Here is a 14382-nt window from a genome sequence, read left to right on the forward strand (position 1 = left end):
CGGTGATCGCGCCACTCTGTTCCGGGTGCAACTCGGACTGCAGCTACTGCGGCTGTGCACGCGCAGAGACCGCGCAGACGGGAACCGCGTGCTCGAGCTGCCCGGTTCGATGCGGTTCCCGAACCGACATCAAGGCGTGGATGACCGACGTCGGGGAGACCCTCGAATTCGACGACGTCGTCCTCCGCGGCCGCTTGCCCGAAGGCTTGCCCTCGCTCATCCCGCAGGTCGACGGATCCGGTGCCGGCGACCTCGATGCCGCGTTGGGCTGGCCTGCCTACGCTGTCGGTCTCCGTCGCGTGTTCTCTCCGCAGACGCACGCCATCTATCCGCGGTGGGATCAAGCAGTGACGTCCGCCGAAGTGCTAGGTCTCCCGGCCACGGCGCTGACCGTCCTCTCGGGGTACGGGGAGGACCCGCTGGTCGAGGCGTTCTGGACCGCACGGCACCGCGATCGGCTGCTCGACCGGCTGGCGACGCTCGAGTTCGATCTCGTCCTGGCCCCCAATTACTCGATCTACGGCAACTGGCCACGCGCCGAACACCTGATCAACATGCGCAGGTCGCTGCTGCTCGCGGAGGAATTCGTCCGGGCCGGTATGCCGGCCGTCCCGAACCTCTACTGGTTCCGGCTCGAGGACCTCCAGCGGTACGCCGCGTGGATCGCCGACACGGCACCGCCTGCCATCGCGATCAATCTCCAGACCGTGCGCGAGAACAAGAACTGGGAAACCTGGGCATTGCCCGGCCTCACCTGGCTCGCGGAGAACATCCCGGACGACCTCCCGGTCATCATCACCGGCCTGTCCCGCCAAGACCGCATCGCCACCGCCGTCGAGCTGTTCGACACCAGGCTGATTCTCGTCAGCCAGAACCCGGCGCAGTACGCGCTCCACGGTGCCGTGATGACTCCGGAAGGGCGCAAGGACCTGAAAGCCCGTATCCCCGACGCCTTCGCCAGCTCCGTGCGCTACCTGGCGTCGCTCTTGCCTGAAGGAGGCAACTGATGCAGCGGACACTGTGGATTCTGCTCGGCTGGTCACCCGAGTACGGCGCTGCCACGACCGTCGTCGCGGTGCTCGGTATCGATCAGGGAGACGACGGTCGGATCGACCGGCACATCGAATGGGTCCCGCGGGAGTATCAACGCTGCCTCACCTGGCGCGAACGCATCGCTTCGACCTCGGCGGACGACCTCCCCGCTCACATGGAGATCTGGGAGAACTCGCTCACCGCATCCGCCGCACGCACCGATCCCATCCCCTCGGCGCCTGATCTCGCTGCCGCTGTCCAGGCCCAGCTCGACGACCTGCTCGGTAGCGCCGGCTGATCGAGTCTCCATGGGAACGAATTCCAAAACCAAGCACGCAGCCTACACTGTCGGCCCGTCGGCGTCGGAAGAGTCGCCGCTCGAGGACGGTCCGAAGTGGACTGATGTTGAGATCGCCTTGTCGGTCGTAGAAGGCTTCGCTCTCAACGGAGTTGATCCCGAGAACCCCTTCGAGCCGACGACGCTCGACCTGCCCGACGACATCGAAGAGCGGTACGCGATGTTCGTGGAGGCGGTCCACGAGGCGCAAGCGGAAATCGCGAAACTCAGCGGTGATCCAACTGAGTTCGAGGATGCCCTGCACACCCAGTGCGAGCTGTTCCTGAACGGCATGACCCAGGACGAGCTCAAGGAGCTCGCAGAAGCGCACGGTTTCAAGCATCCAGCGCTGGTGGGACTGTCCGAGACCATCGGAAACCCGTTGGTGCACTGGCTCGATCCGTCCTATCCAGACGACGCGATCACGAAGCAGACGATCCAAAGCGTCGCTGTCAACAGATTCATGGCTTTGTACTCCGGCGAAACCGTCGGAGGAAAGACCCTGGAGCAGTGGCAACAAGTCGACCCGAGCCTGGTCGCAACGCCAAGCCATAGCGTGCCTCCGGGATTCACGTCCTGGACGCCGACCGCCGCCGAGGTCCAGGCGGCGCAGGAAACGATCAACTCGGCTGCGGATGCTGTCGAGACAGCCAAGGTCAACGGCTCGTGGGCTGACCCCGAACTCGTCGCGACTCTCATCGCCGCGGAAAACAAGCTGGCGACGGCCCACAATCCCGCGCTGGATGACTTGGAGACGATACGTTCCGCAGCGAAGCATCAAGTCGACCAGGCGTTCACGGATATCGGTCCACATGAACTCTCCGCCGCGATACAGGCCGCGAAGGACCACGATCAGATCGCGCCTTTTCAGACCAAGGTACTCAAGGCCCAGCAGGTTCTGAAGCTGCTGCGTGCGTCGACCGAGAAGCAGGAACGGCTCGACCTCGAGCACCTCGCCGTCGAGCGCGCAGCAACGAAAGTGACGTTCGAAGCCAACATCGCTGAGTTGCAAAAAGCGCTCGGTGCCGGTGACCTGCCCAGCCTCGCCGAACCAGGCGGCATCGCGGCGATGACCAAGTTTCTTGACCACTCGCACCAGGCGGGCGTCGCCTACATGGACTTGGGCGGTTGGAAACCGGTCGAGCCGACACTCGCGCACAACGTGACGCTCCAAGTCGCGCACACCGAGATCGCGCCGTGGGCGGACCAACAGGAACTCAAGAACCTGCGAGCCTTCGTTGTCTCCACCGGCCTCCTTACGACCGATCAAGCCGCGGTTGCGACGAAGTCTCTCTGCAAGTCGATGCTGGTCCACCAAGCCGATGGATCCACTGCGGCGGTTGCGTCACTGAAGCACAGCTTGCAAGAGAAGGTGGCTCTCAAGAACAGCACGAAATCATTGCCACCCAAGGCCGCGAAGGCGCCGATCTTGGCGGCACCGAGGAGCGCGTTCGGCCGTCAGCACGCCGAGATGCTCTCAGCGCTGAAGCAGACCAAAGCCGCTCTCTCGGCCTTGCCGAAGTCGGTCGATCCGGCTGCTGTCGAGGCTTGGGACTTCGGAGCGGGTAAACCTGCACACCTCGGCGGCACACATCCGAAGACGCTGCATACCGGGCCAGACGGCAAAACCTGGCTCGCGAAAGGAGAAGCGACTCCACGAGGCGGCGCGGTCATCGCGGCCGAGGCCGCTACTTCGCGAGCACTTCGACGTGCAGGTCTGCCCGTGGTCCCCGTATTCGCCACCAAGATTAACGGAAAACCGGTCTCCGTGCAGCCGATGCTCGTCGGCGCGACCGAGATGTCCAGCAACCCCTCCACCTGGTCGCAGACCGACGTTGACGACATCGTCCGCCTGCACGTCGCAAGTTGGGCTCTGGGGAACCACGACCCGCACACCGGCAACATCCTCCGGACCGGAGAGAGCGGTCTCGTCCCGATCGACCACGGGCAATCGTTCAAGTTCTACGGTCAGGACAAGCTGTCGATGTCGTTCCGGCCGAACAACACGACGGCCGTCTACCACCAAGCGTATGACGCCTTCAAGGCGGGCAAGCTCGCCAAAGGAGTCCGGGTCAACCCCGCGGCCGCCCACTCGGTGATCAAGCACCTCGAATCGGTTCCAGACGCGGAGTGGCGCGGGCTGCTGCGGTCGGCGGCCTACGCCGGCGCCGCGCAGAAGCAGATGAAGTGGGCTCCGGCGATGCGTGCGAGGGCGGCCAAACACCATGGCATTGCCGAAACCTCGGTGACCACGAAACAGGTCGCTGAGGCCTTCCTCGACTACGCGGTCGAGCGCAAGAAGAACCTGCGTAAGGATTTCGCGGCGTTCTTCCTCGGTGAGCTGAAGCTGGAGAACGCCGCGGCCCTTCAGCACGCGGGGACGACCTGATGGGTACCAACTCCAAGACGGCTCACGCGAGCTATTCGATCACGCCTTCGACACCGGCAGCAGAGCCGGAGCCTCCTGAAGAGGTGGTCTCCGCTGATGCACATGCGCCGGCCGAAGCGGACAGCTCCACGGAACCGGGCGCTCAACCGCTGACGCCTATCCCAGATACGCCGGACGTCGGTAAGCCCTTCGGTGAGCCGATCCTGGTGGGCGGGACCGATCTGCACGCATCGAGTGCCACCCTGGTGAGCTATGCCAGCGCCGAAGGTCCTCGCACCGTTCTGCACGCACTCGTAAGCGAGGAAGCAGAAGAGAAACTGCTTGACGCCATCAACGTCACCAAGGAGACGGCGCCTGTCCAGGTCGAGCAGGTCCTCCATGGCCGGCTGCCGGTCGACGAGCAGCACGAGCTCGCCGACAAGATCATCGCGGCCGCGAAGAGCGTGAACCACCACATCAAAGAGGGAGATCTCTCCGTCGGGAGTCTCCCGTCGACAACGGAACAGAAGATCAGTGACGCGAAGGCGGCGATGGCTGCCGCGGCAACGGATATCGGTGACAGTCCGGGGTCGGCGGACTCCGCGATGCTCACGCACTACGCGGCGAAGCTGGCCGACGTCGAGGCAGCGGCCGCCGCAGCGAAGAACGTTGGGCACGTCACCCCGTACCTGCACGAAGGCGTCGCGACCGTCACCGTGACGATGCCCGTGCTCGCGAGCGACAAGGGCGACCACCGAGTCGCCGGCCTCCTGCGTGACGCGACCCGGATCAAGCCGACCCTGGACTCTGAGACCGGCCAGGCCAGCTGGAACGGAATGGCGCGGTGGGAGAAGGTCGCCGGCAAGGAGTACGTGATCAACCTCGGCGATGGATTCCAGGCCGTCTACCGGCCTTACAGCGTCAACTCGCCGAAGACGACGGAGTTCTCCTTGCGCGGCAGGCTCGAGATCGTCGCGCCCGCCGGTGAAGGACACGGCCCGGACGTGGTCAAACGGCTCGGGCAGCTCAACCTGGCCAACCGCCCCATGACCCAAGCCGAAGGCGAATACGGCTACCTCGCCGCGAACGTCAAGGCACAGAACCTGACAGGCAAGACCGAGGTGCAGGCAGCCATCGCAACCGGTGATCAGCTCGAGGAGATGACGCGCCAAGAGCTCTTCCATGAGCGTGCTCACCTCGCCGTCGGCCTGGACGACGCTCAGCTCGCGCGGTTTGCCAAAGACATCCAGCTGGACGCACACACACAGGCGCTACCGACGAGGGTGAAGGTGCTGCGCGAAGCCGTAGCGAAGGTGACAGGGCACCAGACCGGCGAGGCACTCGCCGCCACCGCGGGCTACGACCCGGCTCCCCGGCGGTCCGGAGGCTGGCTGACGTGGAACCGATTCGATGTCGGCAACTCGATGCCGAAGCTGACCACTGCGTTCAAGGGCAAGGCTCTGGTCCACGCCACGTCGGCATCGGGGCTGAAAGCGATGCTGGCGAACGGTGTGCTCGCCTCCACCGAGCGCCGGACGTTGATGGGAGTGAGCCGCGGCGTCGGCATGAGCGAAGACCAGGACAAGTTCACCGGGGGAGCGAGTTCCGTCTTCCTGCGCGTGCTGGGCACGCCACCGTCGCATGACGGCCCGAAGCTGGTGTGGGACCAACCTGAGCGGCTGATGCACCGCGCGGACTACTACGGCGCGAACGCGGACACCTACGGGGCCGTCAACCCTGCGAAGACCGGCAAGTACGCGTCGTCCACACGAGATCCCTTCAAGATCGCCGGCTTCTCCAGCCCCGCCAACGAGGTCATGTTCGGCGACGGAATCGACCTGCTGGGCGCCGAAGGACCGTCGAGAATCCTCTGCGAGAGCAAGAAACAGCGGGACGAGATCCACGCCATGTTCACGGCCAAAGGCATCACGCATATCGCCGGCAAACCGATCGACGACGTTCTGAAGGTATGAAAGGAGAGATGACCCGTGAATCGTGAGATCGACCTCGACGAGGCCGAGCGCATCCTCAAGAACCTGGTCGCCGGCCGCGCACAGAAGCGGGCCGACGACCTGCTGCCTGGCGCCGAACTCGTCATCGACGGCGGCCAACGGGTCGCGCTGGCCAGGCACGTACGTCGGGACACGGATGAGCCCGCTCTCTTCTGGGTCCGGCCACTGAGCACGGCCTTCCAAGACCCGGAAACGCGGCTACCTGTCTTCGATCTGGCGATCATCCGACGTCGGGCGCTCCAGGTCACCGCGGCACGGCTCGATGGCCCGCGGCTCCGGCTCGACCTTGTCGGTGGTGCGACGGCGACCGTGCAGCCGGCGCGTTCCGGCCGGCTCGCCGTCCTGCAGGACTTCGACACCTGGATGACCACGATCCCCGCCGGCGAGCGCGAGGGCCTCGAGGCGCTCGACCACGACTGAGCTTCACCGCATCAAGCCGCTGATCACCGCGGCTTGTCTCGGGTATGAATGCGACTTCAGAACCTCAGCTGTGCGACGTCGAATGGGTCGCCGAACACCACGAGGCGCACGGTCAGCTGCTTGTTCGCGGCTCCTCGCTCGGCGAGATCATCACGAAGGCGACCGGGGCGCTTGCCGGACACTTCCCGCCCGTGGGCCAGGCTGGGTTGCGTGTGCGGCCCGGGTGGTGGTGCGTGACCACCTGCGAGTGCCGTCGAGGGCTCGCGGTCTCGAATCATCCGGGGTGGCACTACCGCCGTGCACGTTCGAATGAAGCCGGCTCTTGGTACGGCGCCGAGATCCGGTTCGGCCTACGGGCAAGGCGTTCACACGGTCGAGCGACGTGAAGGCCGATTCGGCGGGCCAGCCTCCTGGCTCGTGTGACGATGATCGGATGGACGAGGGTGCCGACCGTTAGATGAACGTTGACCTGCGTATCGTCGTCGGGTTCGTCCTCGGCGGTGGCTTGGCCGCGGTATCGGCACTGCTGTTCCGCGCCACTCTCAAGACGGCGCCGAAGCGCCCCCACTACATCGCGATCGTGGCCGCAGCCGCCGTGGTCGGAGCGGCTGCCGCCGTTTGGCCGCCCAATCTGGTCGCCGCAGGCGCCCTCCTTGCGATGATCGGCGTGCCGGCCGCCGCTGTCGACGTCGTCGAACACCGGGTACCGGACCGGCTCACCGCGCCCCTGGCCGCGGGGATGGCCATCACGCTGGTCACCGGGGCGCTGATCACCGATTCGGCGCCGTCGTTGACCATGGCGCTCGTCGGCGCCGTGGTGTGGGGCGGCGTGCTGCTGGTGTCGTTCGTCCTCACCGGTGATCCAGGCCCCGGCGACGTCAAGCTGGCACCGACCCTGGGGATGCTGCTTGGCTGGCTGGGGTGGAAGTGGCTCCTGACCGGGATCGTCGGTTCCTATCTGCTGGCCGCCCTGCTCGCCGGGCTCGGCCTGCTCGTGAAGCGTTGGAGTCTTCGTGACGGTCGTATGCCGCTCGCGCCGCCGATGCTGGCCGCCACCGTTCTGAGCGCGACATTGGCCGCGTGAATCGAACGCACGGGGAGAACGCCATGTTCTGAGGGCTCAGACACCAGCGAAGGAGCCCGCCGATGTACGAACCTCCGTGGTACGACCAGGATCTCGAACAAGCCGCATCGAACGCGGCCCAGCGTTTCGACCTCGATGATGATCAGGCCCGTGGGTTGGTCGAGATGGTCGTCGACGCACTGGAAGAAGGTGGCGACGCCGTCGGCGACGCGGCCTGGGACGTGGAGAACGAACATCCCGGTGTTCCAGGTGAGGACTTCGTCGAAGACGTCGCCGCGGACCTCGGTTACGAAGACCTGCTGTGAGCTGACCGGCTCAATATTCGGCGTCAGCCGTGCCCGGCTTCGATAGCCATCGTTCCCGGCCGTCGCGCGGCTGTCCGCCGATGAACCCATCCCAGCAAACCACCTCGTGGGCCACGTCCCTACCGAGAAGCCGCGGATCCAAAGTGGACGAGGCGCGGTTGTACGTCAGCACGAGGTTGCTGCCCTGCGTGATCACCTCTGCCATCTGGAGGTGGAAACGTGCCCACTCCAGATAGGTCCTGTACGAGCGCTCCAGCTTCTTGGCCAGGCGACGATGGAAGCCGTTCCGCTTCTGCGGAACATCTGCGATCTCGTCGAAAAGCTCTTTGGCGCGAGCGAAGAAGTTCTCGGCCGCGAGACAGTGATGCGCCGCCGACATGACGTCGTCGGTCGGATTCGGTCGTTTGACTGCGATCATGATTTCCTGCCTTGTTGTCCAGGTGGGGGAATGTCGATCAGGTTGACCTTCTTGCCGATCCGGATGGGTGCGTCAGCCGGGCCGCGCCAGTGGCCGGACACGACTTTCCAGCGTCGGAGCGAGTGGTTGGGTCCGTATGCCTGCCTTCGCAGGAACGGTGCGACGGGGAAGCGGACACCTACGGTGCGCCCGGTCGGCTCGAAGGCCCGTGCCGGTCGAGGAGGTGCCTTCCGGCTGACCGAGAGCACTCGGACCGGATCAGTGGAGTGACCGGCTCGCGCGGACCGCTTCCGCAACGTCTTCGGGAGGTGCTCGTCGGATACTTCCGTGAAGCCGTTCGGCTGGCAGAAGATCCAACCGGCGTGGACAACGCGTAGCCAGTCGATCGTCGTCGTGGCGGCGGCAACCTTGGTCGGGTCGAGGGCTCGTCCGCCGGGCTCATCGGGAACGACGGCTTGGGTAGCTCCCCAGGGCATGTAGATCTCGTTGTCCCAGGTCAGCTCCGCATTCTGTGCGTGAGCGAGCCGGGTCGCTTCGGCCACTGGGAAGCCCACCGCGCGGAACTTTGCGATGATCGCCGCGAAGTCGGTGGCACTCCAGAACGTCAGCCAGAGCCCGCCGTCGGGATGGCTGATGAGGGTGGTTTCTCCCCAGGAGACGGCGACGATGGCGACCTCCTTGCCGTCTTCTCTGGCGTAGGTCGCCAGCGGTTCGGCGAAGAGCATGAAGCCGGTCAGCGCGGGCAAGTCTTGAGGTTCGATGTCCCAGCGATCTCGAAGATTCCGGGCTGCATGGTGAACGAGGGGCGTGATGTCGCTGGTGACGTAGAACAGCCGCGCTTGATGGAGCCGCCGGTACTCGTCCGCCAGCATCAGCTCGGCGCCGATGTCCGGATCACCGACCGGGCGAAGCGTCCCTCGCCCCTCGCGTATCAGCGCCGAGGTGAACAGGTGAGCGGCGAAGGTCGTGAGGTACTCGGCCAGATGCTCGCGCAAGGCGGGAAGCTCACGCGGCTCGGGCGGGCGCCAGGCTGTTTCAGCGTGCTCGGCCATGGTGACGCCCCTCGAACCGCTTCCGAACAGCCAACGACCTCGTGTTGGTGTGTCGCATGGTGCCTCCTAGAAACCTCGACTACTGAGTGAACAAGGTTCAAGGTAAGCAAACTTCGCACACTTAGTCAACAAGGTTTATTCGAGGCGAGACATGCCGCGTTGCCGCTGGTCCGGGCCGGGCGTGCAGGTCCCTGTTAACTTCAGCCTGGTGAGCGGCGAAAACCATCGGGTGGAAGATGGCCGTCCGGCTGGCGAAGGACTGACCCTTCGATACCTCGGGATGGTCGAAATCGGAGAGTGGTTCGAGGTCTCGCACCGGACGGTCGCCCTGTGGCGGCGGCGCTACGTCGTGGATCACCCGTTTCCGGAGCCGGACGTTGTCGTCGGTCGGACACCCGGCTGGTCGCCCTCGCGCGAGGGTGAGATCCGGACGTGGGAGCGGGCGCGGCCGGGCCAGGGTGCAGGTGGCGGTCGGCCGAGGAAGGCTACGTAAGTCGACCTTCCGCAGTAGATGTGAGCTGACTCACGCTGTTCGTCAGGGTTCGAAATTCGCACTGTGATGGCGATCTTGCGTCAAGATCTGCTCTTTTGGTTCAAGATTACGGCGGATAAGTTTTCCGCCGGTATCCAGATGTAGCCTCAGCAATGCGCTGTGGACAACGCGTGATCGTTCACTCTGTTGGAGGCTTCTGTGCTCCCTCGAAGGTCAGGCAGAGTTGTCTTAACTGGGGAAGATTTGTGTTGCAAGTTGCGTGAGTCGGATGGGCTATCGATGAGCTCGCATGGCGACCGCGTGACGAGAGGGGGAGTGGCGGTTGGCGGCATTACTTGGCGACAGGTTGATAGATTGCCGTCGTAGCAACGATGAACGGACATCGCTGATCTTCTGGGTGGTTGGGTTAATAGATGGCGCATGGTCTAAGTCGGTCTCGAGGGGGATGCGTGGACGATCAGGAATCTGATAGAGGAAGCTTCAGTAGGCGAACCTTTGCATTGCTCGCATCGACGACGGGACTATTGCTCGTAAGCTCTGTCCCCGGCGGGGCGGAGCCGCTGCTCGACGAATTGGAAGAGCGCACGATATTGACACTGGCGCGAGTCATCTCCGTCGTGCCTGTGCCGTTCCCTACCTTTGGAGAAGCCAGTCCGGCGACGACACATGCGACGTCCCCGCGGTTGATGGCCGCCGCGGGCCGGTTGGCGCCCGAGCGGCTGAAGGCGGTACGGCAGGGAGTGAGTGCCCTCGCTGTGAGCGCGTTGAAAGGCGAGGTAGAGCACGAGCGGATCGTGCTCAAGGTCGCAGATTTCGTCCGCAATCACGGACCGGCGGCAGTCAAGGCTCCTGTTGGGCTAGCTGTGGCTACATTGTCGCGGAACTTCGATCCGAACTCCGACGCTGCAGCGGAGCTGTGGTTGTCGTTCGCGGACAAATATCGTATGCGAACCGCTGAATGACAGGCGCCGCTGATCGCTTTATCGCCGAGGTTGGCACGTATTTGAGTGACGTCGTCGGGGATTTGCCACCTTTATTACGATCTCGCGCTCTGGATCTCGCCAACAATTCTGGTAAACGGTTGCGTATCCGGATGCTTCATGCGTGCTCGCGATTCGGTCACCCGGAGAATCGGCGACTGGTGAAAATGGGTTCCCTGATCGAATTGGTTCACTTGGCGTCGCTGATGCATGACGACGTGATCGACCGGGCGACCGTTCGGCGCGGCCGCCCGGCAACACATGTCGAGGCGGGCAACGAGATCGCCGTACTGACCGGTGTCGGCTGCATGGCGTTGGTTGGGCAGGAGGCGGCCGGCCTCGGGCAAGTCGTCAGCCGAGTGGTGAGTGACTCGACCGCGGATCTGGCCTACGGCGAGCTGCTCGACATCGAGCGTGCGTTCGACACCGACCTGAGCGACGACGACTACCTGAGCTTGGTGTCGCACAAGACCGGAGCGCTGTTCAAGCTCGCCGCAGTGCTCGGGGCCGGAGAAGCTGGGATCGCACCGGAACTCGTGGACCGTCTCGCCGTGTTCGGTGAGCAAGCCGGTGTGGCGTTCCAGATCGCGGATGACTGTCTCGATCTCTGGGTGGCCACCTCGGGGAAATCTCGTGGCACGGACCACTTGCTGGGGCTGTTCGGGCTGCCGACCCTGTATGCGTTGCGTGCCGGGGTCCCCGGTTTGAAGGAACTGCTGCTGTCCCCAGGCCTGCACGCCGGAGACCTCGACATCATCCGAGAACTCGTCGCGAACTCGGACGGGGTTGACAAGGCGACGGCCGTCGCTCGCGAGTATTACGGTCGCGCGCTTCGTGGTCTGGGGCCGTTGGCGAACACCGCTGCGGGGTCGGTGCTTGTCGGACTGACCGACGCCATGTGGCAGAAATGACCGGGGTCGTGGTGATCGGCGCGGGTGTCGCGGGTGCGATCTGTGCTGAAGAGATCGCGCGAGGGGGCCGTCCCGTCACGTTGATCGGTTCGCCGACCGCGGGCAGTACCTACGACTTGCTGCTGCCTGCGGGCTTTCCGGTGCGGGGGGTGGGCGAGCGGGACGTCGCGAGCTATCTCGTGCGGTTCGGGAAGGAAAGCTCGGTTCGGTGGCAGACCCCCGGGTTGTCGATCTGTGACAGGCACGTCATGGAGTCGGCTTTGGTTGCTCGGGCGGTCGACGCAGGGGCAAGGTATGTCCCGGCGACCGTGGACGCGATCGAACCGGCCGAGGATCGATGGCGATTGGCCGTGTCGCTCGGCGGCGGTCGCCAAGACCTGGAAGCCGATGCCCTAGTGCTGGCGACCGGTGCCGGCGCCGGGCCTTACTCGGCCAAAGCCGGGGGAATCGCCTGCGCGCAGGCCTTCACCGGAATCGACGACGACCAGGTCACCCTCCACCTAGCGGCCCCCGACCACCATGACGCACACAGCGCGCCTTGGTCGATCCGTGTACTACCGTCCGGCGACGGCACAACAGTGACGATCTCCGTGACGACGTTGGCCGCCAACCCGCCCGCGAACCTGATCGAACGTGCCGTCGAGGAGCTCGTGGCAGCGGACGGCCGGTACTCGCGGCTCGAACCGATCGGTGATCTCAAAGTGAGCGCGGTGAACGGCGCCTTCGACCCGGAGGCCGCCATCGAATCCCCTGGCCTGCGGATCGGCTCGGCCGCAGGGCTGGTCAACCCGTTCACCGGTGAGGGGATCAGCTACGCGGTTCGTAGCGCCCGCCTGGCGAGCCAGGCGCTCGCCGGTGGCGAAGGTGCTGCTGCCCGGTACTCGCGGTCGCTCTCGCGGACTTTCGTCGGGCAGTTGGGCACCGCAGAGCACGCCGCCCGCCGCTATCACCTTGCATGGCGCATGCTCGCCCATACCGCCACCCAGGACAACCCGTTCTTCGCGCAAGGGCGCCGAGCGGTCCTCTTGCCCGGAGGCTTCGGTCAGCTCACCCCGCCACTGCCGATCCGCGCCGAACGGGCCGAGCCCTTCATGCTCGCGTGCGCGGAGGTGCTCATGGTGTCGGTGCGCCCGCACTGGCCCTTTCTCGCGTCCTTGGCGGCCGGACGCGATGACCACGACCAGCAAACCCTCCGACCGGCGGCATTGTTCGTCGCGGCCGTCCTCGCCTGCGGAGCCAGGCCCAAGGTGGCCTGGGCACCCGTCTCGGCGGCCATCGAACTCGTCGGGCTCGGCATGCTCGCCTTGACCGCCACGAAATCGACGATAGCCGCGGAATCTACCGGCATGGACTGGTCGTCCGCCACGGCGATCCTCGCCGGAGACTTCCTGCTGTCCAAGGGGGCGCAGCTGATCGCCCGAAACGCTCCTGACCTTTCGGGGCCGTTCGCCGCTTGGATGAACGAACTCGTCGAGCTTCGGGCCAGGGAGGTCGCGGAGCCTGGTTGCTGGGCCGCTTCGTTCTTCGGGGCGCTCTTCGAGTTCCCGGCGAGAATCGGCGCCGGGCTGGCCGGCGCAAACAGCGAAGAAACCGCGCGGCTCAGGGAGATCGGCTACGAATGCGGCATCGCCTTCGTGTACACCGAAGACACTCTCGCGCTGAATGGCGAGCAGACCCGCCTCGACACCACACTCGACGGACTCCGCGCCGCGCGGTTGTCCACGGTCCCGCCACTTGTCGACGGGGTGGCCCAAGAGGGTTTTCGAGACAGCTGCCGACAGGAAGCCACCGCAGCATACGGTCGCGCGATGGTCCTTCTGCGAGAAGTCGGCACAGGCGTCACACGCGCGTTCTTCGAAGAAATCGTTTCCGAAATAGCCGGACCGGTTCTACGGAAAGGGAGAAAAGAATGAAGATTCCTCGTCTGGTCGTTCTGGCCACCGCTGTCTGGGGAGGGCTCGCTCTACTCAACGTGGCGCCGGCCGCGGCGGCGGACACGATCACGCTTCCGTCGTTGTCCGCGGACGCGGCGCAGGTGGTACGAGAAGCCGCCAAGCACTCGAGATTACTGGCAGCCACGCACCCGGTCCCGGACCTCACCGGGGATCACATCGCCGATGTGCTCACGGTAACGGCCAGTGGCAACGCACTCGAAGCGCACGCCGGAACGGGAGCCGCCGCCGGCGCCGGGGCCTTTGGTACCAAGGTCGGCGTCGGCAGTATCGCCGCCGATCGGCGCTACGTCGGCCAGGCCGACTTGAACGGCGACGGCTACAACGACGTCATGAGCCTCAGTACTGGAGGTGCGCTCTACTTCGCGCAACACAGCGGAACCGTGAACGGCGCCGCTACCTTCCGCCCGGAAAAGAACATAGCCAACGGGTGGCAGACCGCCGCACTGCTGACGTTCACCGATTTTCTGGGCAAGGACAAGGAAAACCCGACGGAACTCGACGGGCTGGCCGACATCCTCTTCCGCGTGCCGACCGACAACAGCGTGTACCTCTACGTCAACCAAGGTGTCGACGCCAATGGCAACATCACCTTCTTCAGCTGGGGAAAGCTGCTCAACAACGCGCAGGCCGTGACGAGCATCGCCGTCGCCGACGTGACCGCCGACGGATTCCCCGACTTCTACACGACCTTCACCGACGGAAGCACCCGCCTGCTGGACTTCTTCGCCGAACAGGATGCGAGCGGGAACTGGGTCGCGAAGTGGTACACGATCGCCGCGACCGGCGCGGCTGTCCACGATGTCCGGTTGACGACCGACGTCAATGACGACGGCTTCCCCGACCTGGTCACCCGGACGAAGGCGACCGGTCAGCTGGAAGTCGCCCTGCATACCAAGAACTGGAACCCGGCCTCGCCAGCGACCGTTTTCGACACCACGAACCGGAAGGTGCTGGCCACGGGCTGGAACATATATCGAGCGGTCGCCTGACGCGCCACGCAGGACAATGGGGAGGA

General features: G+C 65.0%; 13 protein-coding genes. 11 read left to right on the plus strand and 2 right to left on the minus strand.

The genetic code is table 11. The annotated features are described in order from the left end of the window. The first annotated feature begins 140 nt into the window (after window positions 1–140). From ACXIZN_RS04245 to ACXIZN_RS04275, 7 genes are all read left to right on the plus strand, one after another. Complete coding sequence (locus tag ACXIZN_RS04245; RefSeq protein WP_457952637.1) at window positions 141–1007, plus strand: DUF4417 domain-containing protein; 867 nt, start codon at window positions 141–143, stop codon at window positions 1005–1007. Then, complete coding sequence (locus ACXIZN_RS04250; protein WP_457952638.1) at window positions 1007–1330, plus strand: hypothetical protein; 324 nt, start codon at window positions 1007–1009, stop codon at window positions 1328–1330. Before ACXIZN_RS04245 ends, ACXIZN_RS04250 begins: the two co-directional genes overlap by 1 nt. 10 nt (window positions 1331–1340) lie before the next feature. Then, window positions 1341–3758 carry a hypothetical protein gene (locus ACXIZN_RS04255; RefSeq protein ID WP_457952639.1) on the plus strand — a complete coding sequence of 806 codons (2418 nt, stop codon included), beginning with the start codon at window positions 1341–1343 and terminating at the stop codon, window positions 3756–3758. 245 nt (window positions 3759–4003) lie between these two features. Further along, window positions 4004–5710: a hypothetical protein gene (locus tag ACXIZN_RS04260; RefSeq protein WP_457952640.1), complete on the plus strand. Its 1707-nt coding sequence runs from the start codon at window positions 4004–4006 to the stop codon at window positions 5708–5710. Window positions 5711–5725: 15 nt separating this feature from the next. Further along, window positions 5726–6169, plus strand: coding sequence for a hypothetical protein (locus ACXIZN_RS04265; RefSeq protein ID WP_457952641.1), 444 nt, complete (start codon window positions 5726–5728; stop codon window positions 6167–6169). A 457-nt stretch (window positions 6170–6626) separates the two neighbouring features. Continuing rightward, a complete protein-coding gene (locus ACXIZN_RS04270) occupies window positions 6627–7253 on the plus strand; it encodes a prepilin peptidase (protein WP_457952642.1) in 627 nt (208 codons plus the stop codon). Window positions 7254–7315: 62 nt separating this feature from the next. Continuing rightward, a complete protein-coding gene (locus ACXIZN_RS04275; RefSeq protein WP_400563116.1) occupies window positions 7316–7558 on the plus strand; it encodes a hypothetical protein in 243 nt (80 codons plus the stop codon). Between the two features lie 10 nt (window positions 7559–7568). On the opposite strand, the gene ACXIZN_RS04280 is transcribed toward ACXIZN_RS04275, so the two are convergent. Both ACXIZN_RS04280 and ACXIZN_RS04285 read right to left on the minus strand, forming a co-directional pair. Continuing rightward, window positions 7569–7976 (minus strand): hypothetical protein, encoded by a 408-nt coding sequence (locus ACXIZN_RS04280; RefSeq protein ID WP_457952643.1) that lies wholly within the window; start codon window positions 7974–7976, stop codon window positions 7569–7571. Next, window positions 7973–8848: a hypothetical protein gene (locus ACXIZN_RS04285; RefSeq protein ID WP_457952644.1), complete on the minus strand. Its 876-nt coding sequence runs from the start codon at window positions 8846–8848 to the stop codon at window positions 7973–7975. The genes ACXIZN_RS04280 and ACXIZN_RS04285 overlap by 4 nt, the downstream gene beginning before the upstream one ends. A 1122-nt stretch (window positions 8849–9970) precedes the next feature. Between ACXIZN_RS04285 and ACXIZN_RS04290 the strand changes: the two genes are divergently transcribed. Genes ACXIZN_RS04290 through ACXIZN_RS04305 form a run of 4 tightly spaced genes read left to right on the plus strand, consistent with a single transcriptional unit; the run spans window position 9971 to window position 14356 of the window. Then, window positions 9971–10483, plus strand: coding sequence for a hypothetical protein (locus tag ACXIZN_RS04290; RefSeq protein ID WP_457952645.1), 513 nt, complete (start codon window positions 9971–9973; stop codon window positions 10481–10483). After that, window positions 10480–11412 carry a polyprenyl synthetase family protein gene (locus tag ACXIZN_RS04295; protein ID WP_457952646.1) on the plus strand — a complete coding sequence of 311 codons (933 nt, stop codon included), beginning with the start codon at window positions 10480–10482 and terminating at the stop codon, window positions 11410–11412. Before ACXIZN_RS04290 ends, ACXIZN_RS04295 begins: the two co-directional genes overlap by 4 nt. Next, a complete protein-coding gene (locus ACXIZN_RS04300; protein ID WP_457952647.1) occupies window positions 11409–13325 on the plus strand; it encodes a lycopene cyclase family protein in 1917 nt (638 codons plus the stop codon). The genes ACXIZN_RS04295 and ACXIZN_RS04300 overlap by 4 nt, the downstream gene beginning before the upstream one ends. After that, a complete protein-coding gene (locus ACXIZN_RS04305; RefSeq protein WP_457952648.1) occupies window positions 13322–14356 on the plus strand; it encodes an FG-GAP repeat domain-containing protein in 1035 nt (344 codons plus the stop codon). The genes ACXIZN_RS04300 and ACXIZN_RS04305 overlap by 4 nt, the downstream gene beginning before the upstream one ends. Window positions 14357–14382: the final 26 nt, after the last annotated feature.

The sequence above is a fragment of the Amycolatopsis sp. TRM77291 genome, from assembly GCF_054166285.1.

Bases quoted from the DNA above. Each gene is read 5' to 3' on its own strand.
- ACXIZN_RS04245 (WP_457952637.1), top strand. From the start codon at position 141: ATGACCGACGTCGGGGAGACCCTCGAATTCGACGACGTCGTCCTCCGC.
- ACXIZN_RS04250 (WP_457952638.1), top strand. From the start codon at position 1,007: ATGCAGCGGACACTGTGGATTCTGCTCGGCTGGTCACCCGAGTACGGC.
- ACXIZN_RS04255 (WP_457952639.1), top strand. From the start codon at position 1,341: ATGGGAACGAATTCCAAAACCAAGCACGCAGCCTACACTGTCGGCCCG.
- ACXIZN_RS04270 (WP_457952642.1), top strand. From the start codon at position 6,627: ATGAACGTTGACCTGCGTATCGTCGTCGGGTTCGTCCTCGGCGGTGGC.
- ACXIZN_RS04275 (WP_400563116.1), top strand. From the start codon at position 7,316: ATGTACGAACCTCCGTGGTACGACCAGGATCTCGAACAAGCCGCATCG.
- ACXIZN_RS04280 (WP_457952643.1), bottom strand. From the start codon at position 7,976: ATGATCGCAGTCAAACGACCGAATCCGACCGACGACGTCATGTCGGCG.
- ACXIZN_RS04285 (WP_457952644.1), bottom strand. From the start codon at position 8,848: ATGCTGGCGGACGAGTACCGGCGGCTCCATCAAGCGCGGCTGTTCTAC.
- ACXIZN_RS04295 (WP_457952646.1), top strand. From the start codon at position 10,480: ATGACAGGCGCCGCTGATCGCTTTATCGCCGAGGTTGGCACGTATTTG.
- ACXIZN_RS04300 (WP_457952647.1), top strand. From the start codon at position 11,409: ATGACCGGGGTCGTGGTGATCGGCGCGGGTGTCGCGGGTGCGATCTGT.
- ACXIZN_RS04305 (WP_457952648.1), top strand. From the start codon at position 13,322: ATGAAGATTCCTCGTCTGGTCGTTCTGGCCACCGCTGTCTGGGGAGGG.